Here is a 19,512-nt window from a genome sequence, read left to right on the forward strand (position 1 = left end):
TACTCCGCTAAGGGCTGCTTTGCAGCCCATCGCCGGCAAGCCGGCTCCCACAGGTACCGCACCACCCTACGGGCATGTGCAAGGCCTGTGGGAGCTGGCTTGCCGGCGATGGGCCGCACAGCGGCCCCAGTGTTGAAGACCTTCAAACCCAGCTTAGGTGCCCGAGAACCCGATCAAGGGCAACCAGGCGCCTTGTGCTGGTGGTCTTCGTCATACTTTTCCAGGCCATCCGGACCCAGGCGCTTGTTGATGACCGGTACGGTCTCAGCCTGCCACTCGGACTGGTAGCAGCCGCCCTTGGGCGACCGCGACGCGGCTTCATCCGAAGACGGGCTGCTGGAGCACGCGCTCAGCATCCCGGCCAGAATCATCACAGGCAATTGCTTGACCATCAGGTCGCTCCCTTTGCCAAGCGCCAACGTCATCAGGCCTTGGCCCGCTCTTCCAGGATTGCCACAGCCGGCAGGACTTTGCCCTCGACGAACTCGAGGAACGCGCCACCACCGGTAGAAATGTAGGAGATATCGGCGCCAACGCCATATTTGTCGATCGCCGCCAGGGTGTCACCACCGCCCGCGATCGAGAACGCGGCGCTTTCGGCGATGGCTTTGGCCAGCACTTTGGTGCCGTTGCCGAACTGGTCGAACTCGAACACGCCAACCGGGCCGTTCCACAGAATGGTCTGCGACGACTTCAGCAGCTCGGCGAAGTTGGCAGCGGTTTGCGGGCCGATGTCCAGGATCATGTCGTCAGCGGCAACGTCGGCAATGGCCTTGACGGTCGCTTCGGCGCTTTCAGCGAATTCCTTGGCAACCACCACGTCGACAGGCAGCGGCACGTTGACCTTGGCAGCGATGGCCTTGGCGGTATCGACCAGGTCAGGCTCGTACAGCGACTTGCCGACGGGGTGGCCAGCAGCCGCCAGGAAGGTGTTGGCGATGCCACCACCGACGATCAGCAGGTCGCAAACGGTGCTCAGGCTGTTCAGCACGTCGAGTTTGGTCGACACCTTGGAGCCAGCGACGATGGCCGCCATTGGCTTGGCCGGGGCTTTCAGCGCCTTGCCCAGGGCATCCAGCTCGGCGGCCAGCAGTGGGCCGGCAGCGGCGACTTTGGCGAACTTGGCCACGCCATGGGTCGAACCTTCGGCGCGGTGGGCAGTGCCGAACGCGTCCATCACGAACACATCGCACAGGGCAGCGTATTTCTGCGCCAGCTCGTCGGCGTTCTTTTTCTCGCCCTTGTTGAAGCGCACGTTCTCGAACAGCACCAGGTCACCGGCCTTGACCTCGACACCTTCCAGGTAGTCGGCGATCAGCGGCACGTCACGGCCCAGGGCCTTGCTCAAGTAGTCGGCGACCGGCTTGAGGCTGTTCTCGGCGGAGAATTCACCTTCGGTCGGGCGGCCCAGGTGCGAGCAGACCATTACCGCCGCGCCCTTTTCCAGGGCCAGCTTGATGGTCGGCAGCGCTGCCAGGATACGCGCGTCGCTGGCTACCACACCGTCCTTCACAGGCACGTTGAGGTCTTCGCGGATCAGTACGCGTTTACCTTGCAGGTCGAGGTCGGTCATCTTCAACACGGTCATGAATGCAGTCCTTCAGGGCTGTTTGTTGCGGGTTGGTTGAACGACGTGCAGATAGTGTTCGGCAACGTCGAGCATACGGTTGGCGAACCCCCATTCGTTGTCGAACCAAGCCAGCAGGTTTACCAGGCGGGGGCCGGAAACACGGGTCTGGCTGGCATCGACGATCGCCGAATGCGGGTCGTGGTTGAAATCACAGCTGGCGTGGGGCAGCTCGGTATAGGCCAGCAATCCTTTGAGCGGGCCCTCCAGCGCTGCCTCGCGCAGCACCCGGTTGACCTCGGCGGCGCTGGTGTCGCGGGCGGTCTGCAGCGTGATGTCCAGGCATGAGACGTTGACGGTCGGCACGCGTACCGCTTTGGCCTGAATTCGCCCGGCAAGTTCCGGCAGCAGCCGCTCGATGCCGCGCGCAAGGCCCGTGGAAACCGGGATCACCGACTGGAACGCAGAGCGCGTACGGCGCAGGTCTTCGTGGTGGTAAGCGTCGATCACCGGCTGGTCGTTCATCGCCGAGTGGATGGTGGTGATCTGCACGTATTCGATGCCGAACGCCTGGTCCAGCACGCGCAACAGCGGCACGCCGCAGTTGGTGGTGCAGGACGCGTTGGACACCAGGCGCTCGCTGCCCGTCAGGCATGCCTGGTTGATGCCGTAGACCACCGTGGCGTCCACGTCCGCCTCGCTGGCCATGGGCTGCGAGAACAGCACCCGTGGCGCGCCGGCATCAAGAAAACGCTGGCCATCGGCGCGGGTGTTGTAGGCGCCGGAGCACTCCAGCACCAGGTCGATGTCCAGGGCGGCCCAGTCGATGCCTTCCGGGGTGGCGCTGCGCATCACCTTCACGCAGTCGCCGTTAATATGCAGACAGTCGCCGTCGACCCTCACTTCCCCGGGGAAACGCCCGTGGGTGGAGTCAAAGCGTGTCAGGTACTCGAGGCTGGCCTGATCGGCCAGGTCGTTCAGCGCAACAATCTCGAAACCGGCCTTCGCCCCCCGCTCGAACAACGCGCGCAGGACACAGCGGCCGATGCGGCCATAACCGTTGAGTGCAACTTTGTAGGGACGCGGGTGGGGCATAGGTGGCTCTTGAAATCCGTCGGTTGAAAGGGGCCGCCATACGGCCCATTCGCGGCACAAGGCCGCTCCCACAAGGTACTGCGGCGTATGCAGATCCTGTGGGAGCGGCCTTGTGCCGCGAACGAGGGCCAAAGGCCCTCGCTTTGCCTGTATCAGTCTTCCAGCAGCTCTTCGGCGGTGCCCAGGATGTTCTCCAGGGTGAAGCCGAATTCTTCGAACAGTGCAGAGGCCGGGGCCGACTCACCGTAGGTGGTCATGCCGATGATACGGCCTTCCAGGCCGACGTACTTGTACCAGAAGTCGGCGTGGGCAGCTTCGATGGCGATGCGCGCACCCACTTCCAGTGGCAGTACGGACTGCTTGTAGCCAGCGTCCTGGGCGTCGAACACGCTGGTGCACGGCATGGAAACCACACGGACCTTGCGGCCTTGCTCGCTCAGCTTGTCGAAGGCCTGAACCGCCAGGCCCACTTCGGAACCGGTGGCGATCAGGATCAGCTCTGGCTCGCCAGCGCAGTCCTTGAGGATGTAGCCACCACGGCTGATGTCAGCGATCTGCTGGGCGTTACGGTCCTGATGCTGCAGGTTCTGACGCGAGAAGATCAGCGCCGATGGGCCGTCTTTGCGCTCCAGGGCGTTTTTCCAGGACACGGCCGATTCGACCGCGTCAGCTGGGCGCCAGGTGTCCAGGTTCGGCGTGCTGCGCAGGCTGGTCAGCTGCTCGATCGGCTGGTGAGTCGGGCCGTCTTCGCCCAGGCCGATGGAGTCGTGGGTGTAGACGTGGATCACGCGCTGCTTCATCAGGGCCGACATGCGCACTGCGTTGCGGGCGTATTCCATGAACATCAGGAAGGTCGCGCCGTAAGGCACCAGGCCGCCGTGCAGGGCAACGCCGTTCATGATCGCGGTCATGCCGAACTCGCGTACGCCGTAGTAGACGTAGTTGCCGCTAGCGTCATGGGCGTCGACGCCCTTGCAACCTTTCCACAGGGTCAGGTTGGAACCGGCCAGGTCAGCCGAACCGCCGAGGAACTCGGGCAGCAGCGGGCCGAAGGCGTTCAGGGCATTCTGGCTGGCCTTGCGGCTGGCAATGGTCTCGCCTTTGGCAGCGACTTCGTTGATGTAGGCCTGGGCCTTCTCGGAGAAGTCGGCCGGCAGCTCGCCGCTGTCACGGCGCTTGAACTCGGCAGCCAGCTCTGGGAAAGCCGCGGCGTAGGCGTCGAAGCGCTGGTTCCACTCGGCTTCAGCCTTGGCACCGGCGGCCTTGGCGTCCCACTCGGCATAGATGTCGGCCGGGATTTCGAACGGGCCGTGGTTCCAGTTCAGTTCTTTGCGGGCCAGGGCGATTTCGTCGTTGCCCAGCGGTGCGCCGTGGCAGTCTTCCTTGCCCTGCTTGTTCGGCGAACCGAAGCCGATGATGGTCTTGCAGCAGATCAGGGTCGGCTGCTCGCTTTTGCGTGCAGTCTCGATCGCGGTCTTGATCTCGTCGGCGTCATGGCCGTCGACGTTGCGGATCACCTGCCAGTTGTAGGCTTCGAAACGCTTCGGCGTGTCGTCGGTGAACCAGCCTTCGACTTCGCCGTCGATGGAGATGCCGTTGTCGTCATAGAAGGCAATCAGCTTGCCCAGGCCCAGGGTGCCGGCCAAAGCGGCGACTTCGTGGGAGATACCTTCCATCATGCAGCCGTCGCCGAGGAACACGTAGGTGTTGTGGTCGACGATGTTGTGGCCTTCACGGTTGAACTGTGCGCCCAGGACTTTTTCCGCCAGGGCGAAGCCCACGGCGTTGGCCAGGCCTTGGCCCAGTGGGCCGGTGGTGGTCTCTACGCCTGGGGTGTAGCCGTACTCCGGGTGGCCCGGGGTACGGCTGTGCAGCTGGCGGAAGGCCTTGAGGTCGTCGATCGACAGGTCGTAGCCGGTCAGGTGCAGCAGCGAGTAGATCAGCATCGAGCCGTGGCCGTTGGACAGCACGAAGCGGTCACGGTCGGCGAAGCTTGGGTTGCTCGGGTTGTGCTTCAGGTAGTCACGCCAAAGCACTTCGGCGATATCCGCCATGCCCATAGGGGCACCTGGGTGGCCGCTGTTAGCCTTTTGCACGGCATCCATGCTGAGGGCACGAATGGCGTTGGCACGTTCACGACGGCTGGGCATCGCTGATCTCCTGGGGCTGAAAGGTTGTGATACGAAAAAAGGCGGCCATTTTCGCCCACTGGGGGGCTGGGGGCAAACATTTAAGCGTCAAGCGGCACGCTTTAAGCGGCAAGGTGCATGCAACCATGGGCTGGGGCCGCTCTATCCTTGCAGCTCATCGCCAATATCAAAACTTTTTGATATTGGCCTTGCGGGTGCCACGATGCCTGTCTAGACTGCCGCCCCATGAACCTCCGTGCGCAATCGATCCCTCAGCGAAGCGACACCCTGGCCGCCCTGTGCAAAGCCAGCGGCGATGCGCTGCGCCTGAATGTTTTGCGCGCACTGGCCAGCGATTCGTTTGGCGTGCTCGAGCTGGCGCAAATCTTCGACATCGGCCAGTCCGGCATGAGCCATCACCTGAAGGTGCTGGCCCAGGCCGAGCTGGTGGCTACTCGGCGCGAGGGCAACGCGATTTTCTACCGCCGCGCCCTGCCCGACAGCCTACGCCTGGGCGGGCGTCTGCACACGGCGTTGCTCGAAGAAGTCGACGACCTGACCTTGCCACCTGCAGTGCAGGCGCGCATCGCCCAGGTGCAGCAACGCCGCGCAGCCACCAGCCAAGACTTTTTCCTGCGCGTGGAAGAAAAATTCCGCGCCCAGCAAGACCTGATCGCCGGCCTGCCGCAGTACCGCGAAAGCCTGCTGGCGCTGCTCGACAAGCTGAACTTCGCGCCCACCGCCAGCGCGCTGGAAGTAGGCCCCGGCGACGGCGGCTTCCTGCCGGACCTGGCACGGCGCTTCGCCACGGTGACCGCCCTGGACAACAGCCCGACCATGCTCGAGCTGGCCCGCCAGGTCTGCCAGCGTGAGCGCCTGGACAACGTGAACCTGCAGTTGGCCGATGCACTGAATGCAACGGATGTGGCAGCCGACTGCGTTGTGCTGAACATGGTGCTGCACCATTTCAGCGACCCGGCCCTGGCCCTGCGCCAGCTGGCCAAACGGGTGAAAGCGGGCGGCAGCCTGCTGGTCACCGAACTGTGCAGCCATGACCAGGGGTGGGCGCGCGATGCCTGCGGCGACCTCTGGCTGGGCTTCGAACAGGACGACCTGGCCCGTTGGGCCAATAGTGCCGGGCTGGTCCCCGGGGACAGCCTCTATGTGGGCTTGCGCAACGGTTTCCAGATACAGGTCCGCCATTTTCAGCGGGCGACTGGCGACATACACCATCGGTAAATTTTAGGAACCCTTCGAGATGAGCGAATACTCCCTTTTCACCTCCGAGTCCGTGTCCGAAGGGCATCCGGACAAGATCGCCGACCAGATTTCGGACGCTGTCCTTGATGCCATCATCGCTCAGGACAAATACGCCCGCGTGGCCTGCGAAACCTTGGTCAAGACCGGTGTCGCCATCATCGCTGGCGAAGTGTCCACGTCCGCCTGGGTCGACCTCGAAGAACTGGTACGTAAAGTCATCATCGACATCGGCTACAACAGCTCCGACGTCGGCTTCGACGGCGCCACCTGCGCGGTGATGAACATCATCGGCAAGCAGTCCGTGGACATCGCCCAGGGCGTCGACCGCTCCAAGCCGGAAGACCAGGGCGCTGGCGACCAGGGCCTGATGTTCGGCTACGCCAGCAACGAAACCGACGTGCTGATGCCAGCACCGATCTGCTTCTCGCACCGTCTGGTCGAGCGCCAGGCCGAAGCGCGCAAGTCGCGCCTGCTGCCGTGGCTGCGCCCGGACGCCAAGTCGCAGGTCACCTGCCGTTACGAAAATGGCAAGGTAGTCGGCATCGACGCGGTGGTCCTGTCGACCCAGCACAACCCTGAGGTCTCGCAAAAAGACCTGCAGGAAGCGGTGATGGAGCTGATCGTCAAGCACACCCTGCCGGCCGAACTGCTGCACAAAGATACCCAGTACCACATCAACCCGACTGGCAACTTCATCATCGGTGGCCCGGTGGGTGACTGTGGCCTGACCGGCCGCAAGATCATCGTCGACTCCTACGGCGGCATGGCCCGCCACGGTGGTGGCGCGTTCTCCGGCAAGGACCCGTCCAAGGTCGACCGTTCCGCCGCCTACGCCGGTCGCTACGTGGCCAAGAACATCGTCGCCGCCGGCCTGGCCGAGCGTTGCGAGATCCAGGTCTCCTACGCCATTGGCGTAGCTCAGCCAACCTCCATTTCGATCAACACCTTCGGTACCGGCAAGGTCTCCGACGACAAGATCGTCCAACTGGTGCGCGAGTGCTTCGACCTGCGTCCGTACGCGATCACCAAGATGCTCGACCTGCTCCACCCGATGTATCAGGAAACCGCGGCCTACGGCCACTTCGGCCGCACTCCGCAGCAGAAGACAGTCGGCGACGACACCTTCACCACCTTCACCTGGGAACGCACCGACCGCGCCCAGTCGCTGCGTGACGCTGCCGGCCTGTAAGTTTCCTACAGCGCTGGACGAAAGCCCCTGCCGAGCAATCGGCAGGGGCTTTTTTGTGACATATCGGCTGACAACTGTTCACGGCAATCGGCACCCAGCCTGCCTAGGCTGAGGGTTCCCACCCGCCATGCAAGGATGCTGGCCATGCCGTTCATGCTGTTGTTCGCACTGCTGCTATCGCTACATGCTTCGCTGGCGCACGCCAGCCCCTGCCCCGACTGGGACGCCAAACAAGCCAACGTCGAGGTCACCCACCTTCGCAGCACGATTGCCCAATGGGACGACGACTACCATCGCCTGGGCATCACCCAGGTAGCAGATGAACTGTATGACCAGAGCCGGCAACGCCTGGAACACTGGCAGCAATGCTTCGGCCTGCAAGCGCAACCCGCGCCACTGGCCACGGCGCGCGGCCCGATTACCCACCCCGTCCCGCATACAGGCGTCGACAAGCTGGGTGACGAGCAGGCCGTCAGCCGCTGGATGGCCGGCAAGGCTGGCCTGTGGGTGCAGCCGAAGGTCGATGGGGTGGCGGTGTCCTTGCGCTACCGACAGGGGCAACTCGTACAGTTGCTGAGCCGGGGTGACGGGGCCCAGGGGCACGACTGGAGCCGCCACATCCCGCGCCTCGACTCCATTACCCGGCAACTGCCCCAGGCCTTTGACCTGGTGTTGCAGGGTGAACTGTATCTGCGCCTGGACCAGCACGTGCAAGCCCAGGCGGGCAGCGCCAAGGCACGGGGCACCGTGGCAGGGCTGCTCGCCCGCAAGCAGCTCAGCGCTGAACAAGGCGCCAGCATCGGCCTGTTCGTCTGGGATTGGCCACACGGCCCCAGCAGCCAGGCCGAACGCCTGTCGCAGCTGGCACAACTGGGCTTCCCTGACAGCCAGCGCTACAGCGTTGCCATCGACTCCACCGCCGATGCCGCACACTGGCGCCAGCACTGGTACCGCTCACCCCTGCCCTTCGCCACCGATGGCGTCATCCTGCGCCAGAGCAGTCGGCCACCCGCCGAGCGTTGGCAGGCCAAGCCGCCCTACTGGCTGGCAGCCTGGAAATACCCCTACGCCCAAGCCTTGGCCCAGGTGCGTGAGGTACGCTTCCGGGTCGGTCGCACAGGCAGAGTCACGCCGGTGCTGCGCCTGCACCCGGTCACACTGGACGACCGGCTGATCACACAGGTCAGCCTGGGCTCACTGGCACGCTGGCAGCGCCTCGACATTGCGCCCGGTGATCAGGTAGCAATCAGCCTGGCCGGCCTGACCATTCCGCGTTTCGAGCACGTGGTGCACCGCGCGGTCCAACGCCAGCCGGTTGCAGCGCCGCAACCGGGGCGCTACCACCCCCATAGCTGCTGGCACGCAGACGACGGTTGCGACGATCAGTTCATTGCGCGGCTTACGTGGCTCAGTGGCAAGCAGGGGCTGGCAATGCCGCGCACCGGGCCAGGTACGTGGCAACGCCTGGTCGGGGCTGGGTTGGTCACTTCGATGACGGATTGGCTGCAACTCGATGCTCAGCGCCTGGGCCAGGTACCGGGCATCAGCGACGCCACCGCCACGCAGTTGCTGCACGCCTTCGAAGGCGCCCGAGCACAGCCCTTCTCCCGCTGGCTGCGCGCGCTCGGCGCACCCGCACCGGGTGGTATGCAGCTCGACGGTGACTGGGCGCAGCTGTCCTCGCGCTCGGCCGATGATTGGCACACCATGCCGGGTATCGGCGCAGCGCGCGCGCGTCAGCTTGAAGCGTTTTTTACGGCCAACGAAACTCAAGCCATTGCGGCGCAGTTAAACGAGGCCGGCGTAAACGCGTTCCAAATCAGCAACAAACCGCTCGCGCAATGATTTTTTACCAATTCCCACGCAGGGAAAGTCTGAGTTTCGGCCATAAAAAACCAACAAGGGTTTCTAAATAGGAAAAACCAAGGCAGGATTTCCCCCAACTTTTCTGCCCCGCCCCGTTCAGGAGGCTTTTCATGAAACGTATTTCGACTCTTTTCTTGCTCGCAACACTGGGCCTGGCTGCTGGCGCCGTGCAGGCTGCCGAGCCGGATGCCGGCCTGACTGGCTGCGCGGCCAAACGCAGCGCCATCGAGAACCAACTGAAGATTGCCCGCGAACACGGCAACAGTGACCAGGTTGCGGGGCTCGAGCAGGCACTGGAAGGTGCAAAAAACTGTACAGAAACCAGCCTGCGCAAAGAGCGTGAACAAAAGGTGCTCGATGCGCGCCATGAAGTCGCGCAACGCGAAAAAGACCTGAAGAAAGCCGAAAAGAAAGGCGATGCTGAAAAGATAAACAAGCGTAAAGACAAACTCGCCGAGTCGCGCAAAGAACTGCAGGAAGCGGTCGACGAACTCGACCGCTGAGGTGCAGCGTCCGTGAGCGCCTTATCGCCGGCAAGCCGGCTCCCACAGGTACTCCACTGCTCTCAAGGGCTGTGTGTTTCCTGTGGGAGCCGGCTTGCCGGGGATAAGGCCCTCACAGGCGATCAATGATTGCGGAATTCGGTATGGCAGGCCTTGCACGCTGCCTCGACCTTGTCCATCGGCCCCTTGAGCTGTGCAACGTCCAGCGGCTGGCCCCGGGTCGCATCGACCAATTCACCGGTCACGCCCTCCAGTTGCCGGGCAAGGTCATGGAACCGCGCCTGACGCTCCCACACCTCCGCTCGCGCGCTGCTGTCACCGCCATCGCGCGCTTGGGGGAAGTGCTGCCACGGCTGGTGCGACAAGCTGTCGAGTTTCACGGCCCCTTCGGAGAACTTCACCCCGTCGAACGGCAAACGGCCGCGCAGCATGCCACCCAGGTCCTCGCTGGTCTTGAGCATGTCCTTGAAGATGACCTTGCGCTTGCCCAGCGGCGAGTTCGGGTCCACACGGTCACAGGCACTCAGGGCAAGGGCTGCGAGCAGAACAACGGTCAATCGCTTGAACATCACGGTCACTACGGCCTACGAAAATGGGCGGCCAGTATCGCTGGCCAAGGGCCAAAGACCAATAGCCACATAAAACACAGGGGCGAATCTTCATGTTCGCCCTGACAGGAATCTCCCTATGAAATCTGCCCTGCGCCACCTGGCCTGGACACTCCCGGCGCTGGCCCTGCTGGCCGGCTGCAACGGCGGCGAGAACGCCAAACCTGAGCCCCATGCCATTGCCACCTATGCCAACGCCACCTGGCAGGACTTGCCCAGCGTCAGCGACACCGACCTGGTTGCCGGCTTCCACGCGTGGCGCAATGGCTGTGAAAAACTCAAGCGCGACGCCGTCTGGGCCACCACCTGCGAGGCCGCAGCCAGCGTGCCGGACGATGCCCTGCAAATACGCGCCTTCCTGCAGCAAAACCTGCAGGTCTATGGCCTGCGCTCGGCCGAGAACAACGCCAACGGCCTGATCACCGGCTATTACGAGCCGGTCTACCCCGGCAGCCTGAAACCGACCGAAACCAACCACGTAGCGGTGTACGGCGTGCCCGACGACATGATCGTGGTCGACCTCGCCAGCGTGTACCCAGAGCTCAAGGGCAAGCGCCTGCGCGGGCGACTCGATGGCCGGGTGCTCAAGCCTTACGACACGGCCGAAGTCATCAACCGTGAGGGCGTAAAAGCCCCGGTGCTGGCCTGGCTGACCGACCCGATGGACTTGCAGTTCCTGCAGATACAGGGTTCGGGCCGGGTACAACTGGAAGATGGCCGCCAGCTGCGCCTGGGCTACGCCGACCAAAATGGCCACCCCTACCGGCCGATCGGGCGTTGGCTGGTGGAACAGGGCCAGTTGAAGAAGGAAGACGTGAGCATGGGCAGCATTCATGCCTGGGCCCAGGCCAACCCGCAGCGGGTACCAGAGCTACTGGCCAGCAACCCCAGCTACGTGTTTTTCAGCACCCGCCCCGACAGTAACGAAGGCCCGCGCGGCTCGCTCAACGTACCACTGACGGCCGGCTACAGCGTGGCGATCGACCGCAAGGTGATTCCGTTGGGCAGCCTGCTCTGGTTATCCACTACGCGCCCGGATGGTACCCCGGTGGTGCGGCCGGTAGGGGCTCAGGATACCGGGGGTGCGATTGCCGGTGAGGTACGTGCAGACCTGTTCTGGGGGACTGGGCCAGAAGCAGGTGAGCTGGCCGGGAACATGAAGCAGCAAGGGCAGATCTGGATGCTGTGGCCTAAAGGCAAACCGCTGCCTGAAGTACCGAAAGTCCTTTGATTCTGCGCTGATTTCTTCGCGGGTAAACCCGCTCCCACAGGGCTTGTGAAAACCTTCCAGGCTGCGCTAAACCTTGTGGGAGCGGGTTTACCCGCGAAGAGGGCAACTCGGTTTCAGACGGAAACCACGAAAAACGCCACGATCAACGCCAACCCGGCAAACCAAACCACTGACCGCAATGCCGCCCAGTCCGCCAGGTAGCAGATGATGTAGAGCAACCGGCTGGTGATGTACATCACGCCCAGCACGTCCTGCGTCACTTGCTCGGCATTGCCGACGATATCTGCCACCAGCACGGCCGCCGCAAACGCGGGAAACGCTTCGTAGCTATTCTGCTGCGCCGCATGAGCTCGGCGTGGCAGGCCCGATAGCGTGTCCAGGAAGGCACGCGGATCGTGATTGTCCTTGAGGCCGAAGCGGCCACTGCTCACTTTGGCGATCAATGCACAAAGCGGCGGCAATACCAGGGCAATCAGGATGCACCACAGGGCAACGGTCATGGACAGCACTCCTTGTTCAATCGAAAGGTTAGAGCTTCATTACCAGCATGCCTGCCAGCACCAGCCCGCAAGCTAGGAGTCTTGGCCCGCCAAAAGGTTCTTTGAGGTAGCGCATACCCAACAGCACCACCAGGATCACGCTCAATTCCCGCAGCGCCGCCGCCTCGGCCACCGACCCCAGGTGCATGGCCCACAGCACCAGGGCATAACTGAACAGCACGCAAAGCCCTACGGCCAACCCCAGCCGCCATTGGGTTCGCCAAAACAGCACAAACGGTGCCCGGCGCGCCACACTGGCCAGCAGCGGGAAGGGCCAGGCACTGAGCAAGGTCAGCCATACCAGGTAGTCCCAAGGCTTGCCCCACAGCCGCACCGCCTGGCCGTCGAACCAGGTGTAGCAACCGATGCACAGGCCAATCAGCGCCACCACGGGCAACATCGACCAAGGCAGCCGATCACCACCGCCCCCCTGCCACAGCAGGCACGCCATGCCACACGGAATGAGCAGGATGCCGATGATCTGCTGCTGGCTCAGCGATTCCCCGGCAAAGGCCAGGGTCAAGCCCAGCACCACCAGCGGCGACAGCCCGCGCATCAGAGGATAGACCAGCCCCAGGTCGCCAACCCGATAGGCCTGGATCAGCAGATAGCGGTACAACTGTTCGGCCAGCGCCGAGGCGACCAACCAGGGCCAGATTTCAGCAGGAGGCACCTCGACAAAGGCCACGGCCAGCACGGCAAAAGCCAGCGCGACCGTGTCCATGCTGGCAATCACCAACAAGCGCTCGCCGCTGAATTTGATCAGGGTGTTCCAGGTCGCATGCAGGAGGGCGGCGACCAGTACCAGGGAAGTTGCCAACACGCCTTCAGGTCCTTGTGACGTTATTGAGGCATGAATATATCGTCTTCAGTCTGGTGTGCGTATGTCGGAAGATTTTCAGCGTTTACGAGATCGAGCGCCGCGCGGGCGGCGCTCGATCTCAAAACCATCACACAACTCAAGCCCTACACATGAACGATTCCAACAATTCCGGTCAAAGGTGTGCCCCGAAGCCCTCGCCAGGTCATCAAAGAACTGCCCGGGTCATTCGGGTACGACTTGGAAGCCACTGTTACAGGATTTGGGATGCTTGAATTAGTTGCCGCGTTTATCTGCCTTACCACCCTTCTCACCTACGTCAACTACCGCTTCATCGGCCTGCCACCCGCCATTGGCGTGATGGTCACGGCACTGCTGTTCTCGTTGATGCTGCAAGGGCTTAGCCTGATTGGCTTCCCTGGCCTCGAAGAGCGCGTCGAAGGCCTGATGAACCAGATCGACTTCAACGATTTGCTGATGCACTGGATGCTGGCATTCCTGCTGTTCGCCGGCGCCTTGCACGTCAACCTCTCAGACCTGCGCAGCTATCGCTGGCCGATCGGCCTGCTGGCGACCATCGGCGTGCTGATCGCCACCGTGGTGATCGGCTACCTGTCGCACTGGGTGTTCGCGATGTTCGGCTGGCAGGTTCCGCTGATCTACTGCCTGCTGTTCGGCGCACTGATCTCGCCCACCGACCCGATTGCCGTGCTCGGCGCATTGCGGACCGCCAATGCCTCCAAGCCGCTGAAAACCACCATCGTCGGCGAATCGCTGTTCAACGACGGCACCGCGGTCGTGGTGTTCACCGTGCTGCTGGGCATCATCCAGCTCGGCGAAACCCCCAGTGCCTATGACACGGCGGTGCTGTTCGCCCGCGAGGCCATTGGCGGTGTGGTGTTCGGCGGCGTGATCGGCTACGCCACCTACCGCATGATCAAGAGCGTGGAGCAGTACCAGGTCGAGGTCATGCTGACCTTGGCGCTGGTCATCGGTGGCTCGGCAATGTGCTACGAACTGCACGTTTCTGCACCGATCGCCATGGTGGTCGCCGGCCTGATCATCGGCAACATGGGGCGCAACCTGGCGATGAACGACATGACCCGTCGCTACATGGACGGTTTCTGGGAGTTGATCGATGACATGCTCAACGCCCTGCTGTTCGCGCTGATCGGCCTTGAGCTTCTGCTGCTGCCTTTCAACTGGATGCACCTGGCGGCCGGCGGTGTGCTGGCACTGGCGGTTCTGCTGTCGCGGCTGCTTACCGTGGCCCCGGCAATCTTGCTGCTGCGCCGCTGGCGGAGTGTGCCGAAAGGCACCGTGCGGGTACTGACCTGGGGCGGCCTGCGCGGCGGCGTGTCGGTAGCGCTGGCACTGTCGCTGCCGCTGGGTGAGGAACGTGACCTGCTGCTGTCGATCACCTACATCGTGGTGTTGTCGTCGATCCTGGTGCAGGGGCTGAGCATCGGGCGGGTGGTGCGCAAGGTTAGCGCCCAGCCCTGAAAACAAGGGGGCCGCTTTGCGGCCCCCAGCAATCTACTCCACGGCGCTGTCCGGGAACTGGTCCTGGACGTATTTGATCTCGGTGCGCCCGTGAGCCGCGGGCATGCCATCTTCGCCGAGGTTGACGAACACCATCTTGTCGACGGTCAGGATGCTCTTGCGGGTGATCTTGTTGCGCACTTCGCACTTGAGGGTGATCGAGGTGCGGCCGAATTCAGTGGCGGTGATGCCCAGTTCGATGATGTCGCCCTGGCGTGAGGCACTGACGAAGTTGATCTCCGACATGTACTTGGTCACCACACGCTGGTTGCCCAGCTGGACGATGGCGTAAATCGCCGCTTCTTCGTCGATCCAGCGCAACAGGCTGCCACCGAACAGGGTGCCATTGGGGTTGAGGTCTTCGGGTTTTACCCATTTGCGGGTGTGAAAGTTCATCGGTACTCCTAACCTGCTTGGCTAACGTGCATTCATGATGGCAGAGCGGCCGTCGCCGCTCCATTGAACATCGACTATCGTCTCGATTAATCGACAGAAAACCTTGGGCGAAGGTCCCTGTCGCGGCTATAATCCTGCCGCTTCACTTGGCCACCCGCAGCGGCGGCCATGCCCGCCACCTGTCCGAGGGGCGCTGCAGCAGGCTAGGCCTGTCAGGCTCGGATGGGGCGTTGTCCGCTCCTGCGGACGCTCAACGCACAACGGCGCCCATTCGCACACTACGAATGGAGGCTCTCATGAGCGCTGTAAACACGCCTGCTGGTTTTACCGATTTCAAAGTCGCTGACATCTCCCTGGCTGCCTGGGGCCGTCGCGAAACCATCATCGCCGAATCGGAAATGCCTGCACTGATGGGCCTGCGTCGCAAGTACCTCACCGAGCAACCGCTCAAGGGTGCGAAGATTCTGGGCTGCATCCACATGACCATTCAGACTGCCGTGCTGATCGAAACCCTGGTTGCCCTGGGTGCCGAAGTGCGCTGGTCGTCCTGCAACATCTTCTCCACCCAGGACCAGGCCGCTGCCTCCATCGCTGCCGCCGGTATCCCGGTGTTCGCCTGGAAAGGCGAAACCGAGGAAGAGTACGAGTGGTGCCTGGAGCAGACCATCCTCAAGGATGGCCAGCCATGGGACGCCAACATGATCCTCGACGACGGCGGCGACCTGACCGAGCTGCTGCACAAGAAGTACCCAGCCGTTCTGGACCGCGTCCACGGTGTCACCGAAGAGACCACCACCGGCGTGCACCGCCTGCTGGACATGCTGGCCAAGGGCGAGCTGAAAGTCCCGGCGATCAACGTCAACGACTCGGTCACCAAGAGCAAGAACGACAACAAGTACGGCTGCCGTCACAGCCTGAACGACGCCATCAAGCGTGGCACCGACCACCTGCTGTCGGGCAAGCAAGCCCTGGTGATCGGCTACGGTGACGTGGGCAAGGGCTCGGCCCAGTCCCTGCGTCAGGAAGGCATGATCGTCAAGGTCACCGAAGTTGACCCGATCTGCGCCATGCAAGCCTGCATGGACGGCTTCGAGCTGGTTTCGCCGTTCATCGACGGCATCAACAACGGCACCGAGGCCAGCATCGACAAAGCGCTGCTGGGCAAGATCGACCTGATCGTCACCACCACCGGTAACGTCAACGTCTGCGACGCCAACATGCTCAAGGCCCTGAAGAAGCGTGCCGTGGTCTGCAACATCGGCCACTTCGACAACGAGATCGACACCGCCTTCATGCGCAAGAACTGGGCCTGGGAAGAGGTCAAGCCGCAGGTGCACAAGATCCACCGCACCGGCGCTGGCAGCTTCGACCCGCAAAACGACGACTACCTGATCCTGCTGGCTGAAGGCCGTCTGGTGAACCTGGGCAACGCCACCGGTCACCCAAGCCGCATCATGGACGGTTCGTTCGCCAACCAGGTGCTGGCACAGATCTTCCTGTTCGAGCAGAAGTACGCCGACCTGTCGGCCGAGAAGAAAGCCGAACGCCTGACCGTAGAAGTGCTGCCCAAGAAGCTCGACGAAGAAGTGGCCCTGGAAATGGTCCGCGGCTTCGGCGGCGTGGTCACCCAGCTGACCCAGCAGCAAGCCGACTACATCGGCGTGACTGTCGAAGGCCCGTTCAAGCCACACGCGTACCGCTACTAAGCGGCAAGCGCCCGGCGGCATGCCGGCGGGCGCTTGTAGTCGTTTAATCTTGATCGATGCCCAAGCCAGGCCGGCCCCCACCGCCCTGGCTTTTACTTGCAGCGTGCGGCTCATGGCCTGCAGCTGAGGAAACAGAGATGTCACAAGAACGCCGCTACAGTTTCGAATTCTTCCCGACCAAGACCGATGCCGGTCACGAAAAGCTGATGGGCGTTGCCCGCCAGCTGGCCACCTACAACCCCGATTTCTTCTCCTGCACCTACGGTGCGGGCGGCTCTACCCGCGACCGCACACTGAACACCGTGCTGCAGCTGGAGAGCGAAGTGAAAGTGCCTGCCGCACCGCACCTGTCGTGCGTCGGCGACACCAAAGAAGAGCTGCGCGCCCTGCTTGCCGAGTACAAGGCTGCTGGCATCAAGCGCATCGTCGCCCTGCGCGGCGACCTGCCTTCCGGCATGGGCATGGCCAGCGGCGAGCTGCGCTACGCCAGCGACCTGGTCGAATTCATCCGCCAGGAAACCGGTGATCACTTCCACCTGGAAGTGGCGGCCTACCCCGAGATGCACCCCCAGGCCCGCAACTTCGAGATCGACCTGGCCAACTTCGTGCACAAGGTCAAGGCCGGTGCCGACAGCGCCATCACCCAGTACTTCTTCAACGCCGACAGCTATTTCTATTTTGTCGAGCGTGCGCAGAAACTGGGCGTCGATATCCCGGTGGTGCCCGGCATCATGCCAATCACCAACTACAGCAAGCTGGCCCGGTTCTCCGACGCCTGCGGCGCCGAGATCCCGCGCTGGATCCGCAAGCAGCTGGAAGCCTATGGCGACGACACCGCCAGCATCCAGGCCTTCGGCGAAGAAGTGATCACCCGCATGTGTGAACAACTGCTGCAAGGCGGCGCACCGGGCCTGCACTTCTATACGCTGAACCAGGCCGAAGCGAGCCTGGCGATCTGGAACAACCTGAAGCTGCCTCGCTGAAACTTTTTGGCAATATCTGATTAAGAAATGATTAAGGCTTTGGTCATAGACTAAGGCCTTATTTATTTTCGGGTTAAACAGGTCTTGCCTGACATGCAGCATCCTCAGCCATCGCGCCCTCAGCTCGTCTACCTGGCTTTCGGCCCGGCCACCTACCATCAGGAAGCCTGCTTCAGCATCGTCAGTGCCCTTGCCCACCTGGACGTATCGGCAGGCGAGGCGCTGGATATTCAGGTCTACACCGACAACCCGGCGCCCTATGCCAAGCTGCCAGTCACGCTGCACCTGCTCGACGACGCCACGCGCGCGGCGTGGAATGCCCCGCATGGTTATCACTTTCGCAGCAAGCATGTGCTGCTGCGCCAGGTGCTGACGCAGCATGCGATGGCGGTGCTGATCGATACCGACACCTTCTTCCGTCAGTCACCGATGCGGCTGTTCCAGCGGGTCGCGCCTGGCCACCTGCTGTGCAACGCCATCGGCGGGCGCTACGGCGCCAACCAGAAATGCCTGCTGTACAAGAACCTGCTGTCCGTCCTCCAGGCCCAGGGCCTGGCCGATTGCCAGATGCCCTTGATCAACTCGGGCGTGATCGGGCTCACCGCCGCAGACGCGCAGGCACTGGACCACTCCATCGCCATGATGGACCAGTTCTACCCACTGGCCCGCGAGGCCTACACCCTCGAAGAGTTCTGCCTGGCCGTGGCGGCCTACCGCAAACTGCAGCTGGCCGAGTGCACCGACGTCATCCACCACTACTGGAGCCGCAAGGCCCAGTTCCGCGCCAAGATCCAGGCCTGGCTGCGCAAACACGGCGACACTCCGTTGAGCGAAGCTGCACTGGCCGATGTCGCGCGGGTCAATGATCAACTGCCGCGGCCGCCGACCCTGCATCGGCTGGGCTACAAGGCGTTGAGCCTGACCCTGCCCAGCCACGAGCGGCAATTTGCCCGCGAATTGCTGTATGGCAGCTACCCCTACCCCAACGAGTTCGACCGGGCCTGTGCATCGGCCTGGTGGGACAAAGCCCTGGAGAACTTCAATGCGCGCAACGGCCGCATCCAGCCCGAACAGCTGCGCCAGTGCCTGCGTCACCCGGGCCTGCGCCTGTCACTCGGGGCACAGCGCAAGGCTATCGAAGCGCACCTGCTCAAGTCGGCGCAGGCCTGAACAGCCGCCGCTTCACTGGCCTTGAGCAGGCCGAGCGCGTAATCTGCGGGCCATGTTCGCCACCACCCGATTGTTCTGGATCCTGCTGCTCGCCTGCCTGAGCCCGTTGGCTCTGGCCGAACGCCTGCGCCTGGTGTCCGACGACTGGGCACCGTATGTGTACCAGCAAGATGGCCAACCTCGGGGCATCGACTACGAAGTGACCACCCAGGTATTCAAGCGCCTGGGGGTAGAGGTGGAATGGCAGTTCCTGCCCTGGAAGCGCTGCCTGGCAATGATCGAGCAAGGGCTGGCCGACGGTATTGTGGATGTCTTCCAGTTCGACACGCGCAGGCCCTACCTGGTCTACCCAACGGAGCCCATGTCGGATGTCGAGTTCGTGCTGTTCCAGGCCCGCAGCCGCCGTCATGCCGTCACCGGCCTGGACGATCTTGCGGGCCTGTCCGTCGGCACATCGCCCGGCTACACCTACGGCGCCGCATTCAACGATTCGCCGCGTTTTCGCCGCGAAGCAGCCCCTACCCATGAAGCCAACTTCGGCAAACTGTTGCTGGGCCGTATCGATTTGCTGATTACCGACCGCAGGGTTGGGCGCTACCTGATGCGCCAGCTGGGCCTTGAACAACGCATCGAAGAGCTGCCATGGGTGGTCAGCCGACAGACGCAATACCTGGGGCTGACCCGCAAACCCGGGCGCGAGGCACTGGCCCAGGCGTTCTCCGAAGAGTTGCAACGCTTCAAGCAGGAACCCGCCTACGCCGCTATCAGCCACCGCTACATAGGCGACATCGGAAACATTCTCAACGCCGTTGAGCAGCAGGAAAGCAGCACGTCGCGATAGCTCTGTTATACTCGGGCCTTCCCGCCAGGCTTACGCCCGGACGCTCGGCCTAGCAACAGGCATCCCG

The 19,512-nt window shown here is 62.9% G+C and carries 18 protein-coding genes and 1 riboswitch; of the genes, 10 read left to right on the top strand and 8 right to left on the bottom strand.

What is annotated here, in order from left to right:
* Positions 1 to 173: 173 nt before the first annotated feature.
* The 4 genes from AC5PZ0_RS15275 to tkt form a co-directional block, all read right to left on the bottom strand.
* Complete coding sequence (locus AC5PZ0_RS15275) at positions 174 to 425, bottom strand: hypothetical protein (RefSeq protein WP_099430618.1); 252 nt, start codon at positions 423 to 425, stop codon at positions 174 to 176.
* Positions 425 to 1,588 (bottom strand): phosphoglycerate kinase, encoded by a 1,164-nt coding sequence (locus tag AC5PZ0_RS15280; RefSeq protein WP_027592464.1) that lies wholly within the window; start codon positions 1,586 to 1,588, stop codon positions 425 to 427. Before AC5PZ0_RS15280 ends, AC5PZ0_RS15275 begins: the two co-directional genes overlap by 1 nt.
* A gap of 12 nt (positions 1,589 to 1,600) precedes the next feature.
* The gene (epd, locus tag AC5PZ0_RS15285; protein ID WP_027592463.1) at positions 1,601 to 2,662 is read right to left on the bottom strand and encodes an erythrose-4-phosphate dehydrogenase; all 1,062 of its coding nucleotides are present in this window, start codon (positions 2,660 to 2,662) and stop codon (positions 1,601 to 1,603) included.
* 152 nt (positions 2,663 to 2,814) lie between these two features.
* Positions 2,815 to 4,812 (bottom strand): transketolase, encoded by a 1,998-nt coding sequence (gene tkt, locus AC5PZ0_RS15290; protein WP_085272280.1) that lies wholly within the window; start codon positions 4,810 to 4,812, stop codon positions 2,815 to 2,817.
* Positions 4,813 to 5,037: 225 nt separating this feature from the next.
* On the opposite strand from tkt, the gene AC5PZ0_RS15295 reads away from it, so the two are divergent.
* The 4 genes from AC5PZ0_RS15295 (at position 5,038) to AC5PZ0_RS15310 (ending at position 9,609) form a co-directional block, all read left to right on the top strand.
* Positions 5,038 to 6,030 (top strand): ArsR/SmtB family transcription factor, encoded by a 993-nt coding sequence (locus AC5PZ0_RS15295; protein WP_027592461.1) that lies wholly within the window; start codon positions 5,038 to 5,040, stop codon positions 6,028 to 6,030.
* A gap of 19 nt (positions 6,031 to 6,049) precedes the next feature.
* Entirely contained in the window at positions 6,050 to 7,240 is a 1,191-nt protein-coding gene (gene metK, locus AC5PZ0_RS15300) for a methionine adenosyltransferase (protein WP_027592460.1), read from the top strand.
* Between the two features lie 144 nt (positions 7,241 to 7,384).
* Complete coding sequence (gene ligB, locus AC5PZ0_RS15305) at positions 7,385 to 9,085, top strand: NAD-dependent DNA ligase LigB (RefSeq protein ID WP_493855288.1); 1,701 nt, start codon at positions 7,385 to 7,387, stop codon at positions 9,083 to 9,085.
* Positions 9,086 to 9,216: 131 nt separating this feature from the next.
* Positions 9,217 to 9,609 (top strand): DUF1090 domain-containing protein, encoded by a 393-nt coding sequence (locus AC5PZ0_RS15310; protein WP_027592459.1) that lies wholly within the window; start codon positions 9,217 to 9,219, stop codon positions 9,607 to 9,609.
* A 122-nt stretch (positions 9,610 to 9,731) separates the two neighbouring features.
* On the opposite strand, the gene AC5PZ0_RS15315 is transcribed toward AC5PZ0_RS15310, so the two are convergent.
* Positions 9,732 to 10,178 (bottom strand): c-type cytochrome, encoded by a 447-nt coding sequence (locus tag AC5PZ0_RS15315; protein WP_454242842.1) that lies wholly within the window; start codon positions 10,176 to 10,178, stop codon positions 9,732 to 9,734.
* Between the two features lie 118 nt (positions 10,179 to 10,296).
* On the opposite strand from AC5PZ0_RS15315, the gene mltA reads away from it, so the two are divergent.
* Positions 10,297 to 11,448, top strand: coding sequence for a murein transglycosylase A (gene mltA / locus AC5PZ0_RS15320; protein WP_099430624.1), 1,152 nt, complete (start codon positions 10,297 to 10,299; stop codon positions 11,446 to 11,448).
* 113 nt (positions 11,449 to 11,561) lie between these two features.
* On the opposite strand, the gene AC5PZ0_RS15325 is transcribed toward mltA, so the two are convergent.
* Both AC5PZ0_RS15325 and AC5PZ0_RS15330 read right to left on the bottom strand, forming a co-directional pair.
* Complete coding sequence (locus tag AC5PZ0_RS15325) at positions 11,562 to 11,948, bottom strand: MAPEG family protein (protein ID WP_099455537.1); 387 nt, start codon at positions 11,946 to 11,948, stop codon at positions 11,562 to 11,564.
* Positions 11,949 to 11,976: 28 nt separating this feature from the next.
* Positions 11,977 to 12,810 carry an EamA family transporter gene (locus AC5PZ0_RS15330; RefSeq protein ID WP_027592455.1) on the bottom strand — a complete coding sequence of 278 codons (834 nt, stop codon included), beginning with the start codon at positions 12,808 to 12,810 and terminating at the stop codon, positions 11,977 to 11,979.
* 264 nt (positions 12,811 to 13,074) lie between these two features.
* Here AC5PZ0_RS15330 and AC5PZ0_RS15335 point away from each other — a divergent pair, with 264 nt between their 5' ends.
* Positions 13,075 to 14,310, top strand: coding sequence for a cation:proton antiporter (locus AC5PZ0_RS15335; RefSeq protein WP_027592454.1), 1,236 nt, complete (start codon positions 13,075 to 13,077; stop codon positions 14,308 to 14,310).
* Between the two features lie 33 nt (positions 14,311 to 14,343).
* On the opposite strand, the gene AC5PZ0_RS15340 is transcribed toward AC5PZ0_RS15335, so the two are convergent.
* A complete protein-coding gene (locus tag AC5PZ0_RS15340; protein WP_027592453.1) occupies positions 14,344 to 14,745 on the bottom strand; it encodes an acyl-CoA thioesterase in 402 nt (133 codons plus the stop codon).
* Positions 14,746 to 14,924: 179 nt separating this feature from the next.
* Positions 14,925 to 15,021, top strand: a riboswitch (S-adenosyl-L-homocysteine riboswitch).
* A 20-nt stretch (positions 15,022 to 15,041) separates the two neighbouring features.
* On the opposite strand from AC5PZ0_RS15340, the gene ahcY reads away from it, so the two are divergent.
* The 4 genes from ahcY to AC5PZ0_RS15360 all read left to right on the top strand — a co-directional run bounded on the left by ahcY (position 15,042) and on the right by AC5PZ0_RS15360 (position 19,445).
* Positions 15,042 to 16,451: an adenosylhomocysteinase gene (ahcY, locus tag AC5PZ0_RS15345; protein ID WP_099430626.1), complete on the top strand. Its 1,410-nt coding sequence runs from the start codon at positions 15,042 to 15,044 to the stop codon at positions 16,449 to 16,451.
* Positions 16,452 to 16,588: 137 nt separating this feature from the next.
* A complete protein-coding gene (gene metF, locus AC5PZ0_RS15350; protein ID WP_027592451.1) occupies positions 16,589 to 17,434 on the top strand; it encodes a methylenetetrahydrofolate reductase [NAD(P)H] in 846 nt (281 codons plus the stop codon).
* 93 nt (positions 17,435 to 17,527) lie between these two features.
* A complete protein-coding gene (locus tag AC5PZ0_RS15355) occupies positions 17,528 to 18,604 on the top strand; it encodes a hypothetical protein (RefSeq protein ID WP_493855289.1) in 1,077 nt (358 codons plus the stop codon).
* 52 nt (positions 18,605 to 18,656) lie between these two features.
* Entirely contained in the window at positions 18,657 to 19,445 is a 789-nt protein-coding gene (locus tag AC5PZ0_RS15360) for a substrate-binding periplasmic protein (RefSeq protein ID WP_265968827.1), read from the top strand.
* The last annotated feature ends 67 nt before the right edge of the window (positions 19,446 to 19,512 follow it).

Source organism: Pseudomonas sp. 5.2 (assembly GCF_059025405.1).

Coding starts and splice junctions, on each gene's coding strand:
- AC5PZ0_RS15355 (WP_493855289.1), top strand. CDS start 17,528: ATGCAGCATCCTCAGCCATCGCGCCCTCAGCTCGTCTACCTGGCTTTC.
- tkt (WP_085272280.1), bottom strand. CDS start 4,812: ATGCCCAGCCGTCGTGAACGTGCCAACGCCATTCGTGCCCTCAGCATG.
- AC5PZ0_RS15280 (WP_027592464.1), bottom strand. CDS start 1,588: ATGACCGTGTTGAAGATGACCGACCTCGACCTGCAAGGTAAACGCGTA.
- AC5PZ0_RS15310 (WP_027592459.1), top strand. CDS start 9,217: ATGAAACGTATTTCGACTCTTTTCTTGCTCGCAACACTGGGCCTGGCT.
- AC5PZ0_RS15360 (WP_265968827.1), top strand. CDS start 18,657: ATGTTCGCCACCACCCGATTGTTCTGGATCCTGCTGCTCGCCTGCCTG.
- mltA (WP_099430624.1), top strand. CDS start 10,297: ATGAAATCTGCCCTGCGCCACCTGGCCTGGACACTCCCGGCGCTGGCC.
- AC5PZ0_RS15340 (WP_027592453.1), bottom strand. CDS start 14,745: ATGAACTTTCACACCCGCAAATGGGTAAAACCCGAAGACCTCAACCCC.
- AC5PZ0_RS15295 (WP_027592461.1), top strand. CDS start 5,038: ATGAACCTCCGTGCGCAATCGATCCCTCAGCGAAGCGACACCCTGGCC.
- ahcY (WP_099430626.1), top strand. CDS start 15,042: ATGAGCGCTGTAAACACGCCTGCTGGTTTTACCGATTTCAAAGTCGCT.
- metF (WP_027592451.1), top strand. CDS start 16,589: ATGTCACAAGAACGCCGCTACAGTTTCGAATTCTTCCCGACCAAGACC.
- AC5PZ0_RS15325 (WP_099455537.1), bottom strand. CDS start 11,948: ATGACCGTTGCCCTGTGGTGCATCCTGATTGCCCTGGTATTGCCGCCG.
- AC5PZ0_RS15315 (WP_454242842.1), bottom strand. CDS start 10,178: ATGTTCAAGCGATTGACCGTTGTTCTGCTCGCAGCCCTTGCCCTGAGT.
- epd (WP_027592463.1), bottom strand. CDS start 2,662: ATGCCCCACCCGCGTCCCTACAAAGTTGCACTCAACGGTTATGGCCGC.
- AC5PZ0_RS15335 (WP_027592454.1), top strand. CDS start 13,075: ATGCTTGAATTAGTTGCCGCGTTTATCTGCCTTACCACCCTTCTCACC.
- ligB (WP_493855288.1), top strand. CDS start 7,385: ATGCCGTTCATGCTGTTGTTCGCACTGCTGCTATCGCTACATGCTTCG.
- AC5PZ0_RS15275 (WP_099430618.1), bottom strand. CDS start 425: ATGACGTTGGCGCTTGGCAAAGGGAGCGACCTGATGGTCAAGCAATTG.
- metK (WP_027592460.1), top strand. CDS start 6,050: ATGAGCGAATACTCCCTTTTCACCTCCGAGTCCGTGTCCGAAGGGCAT.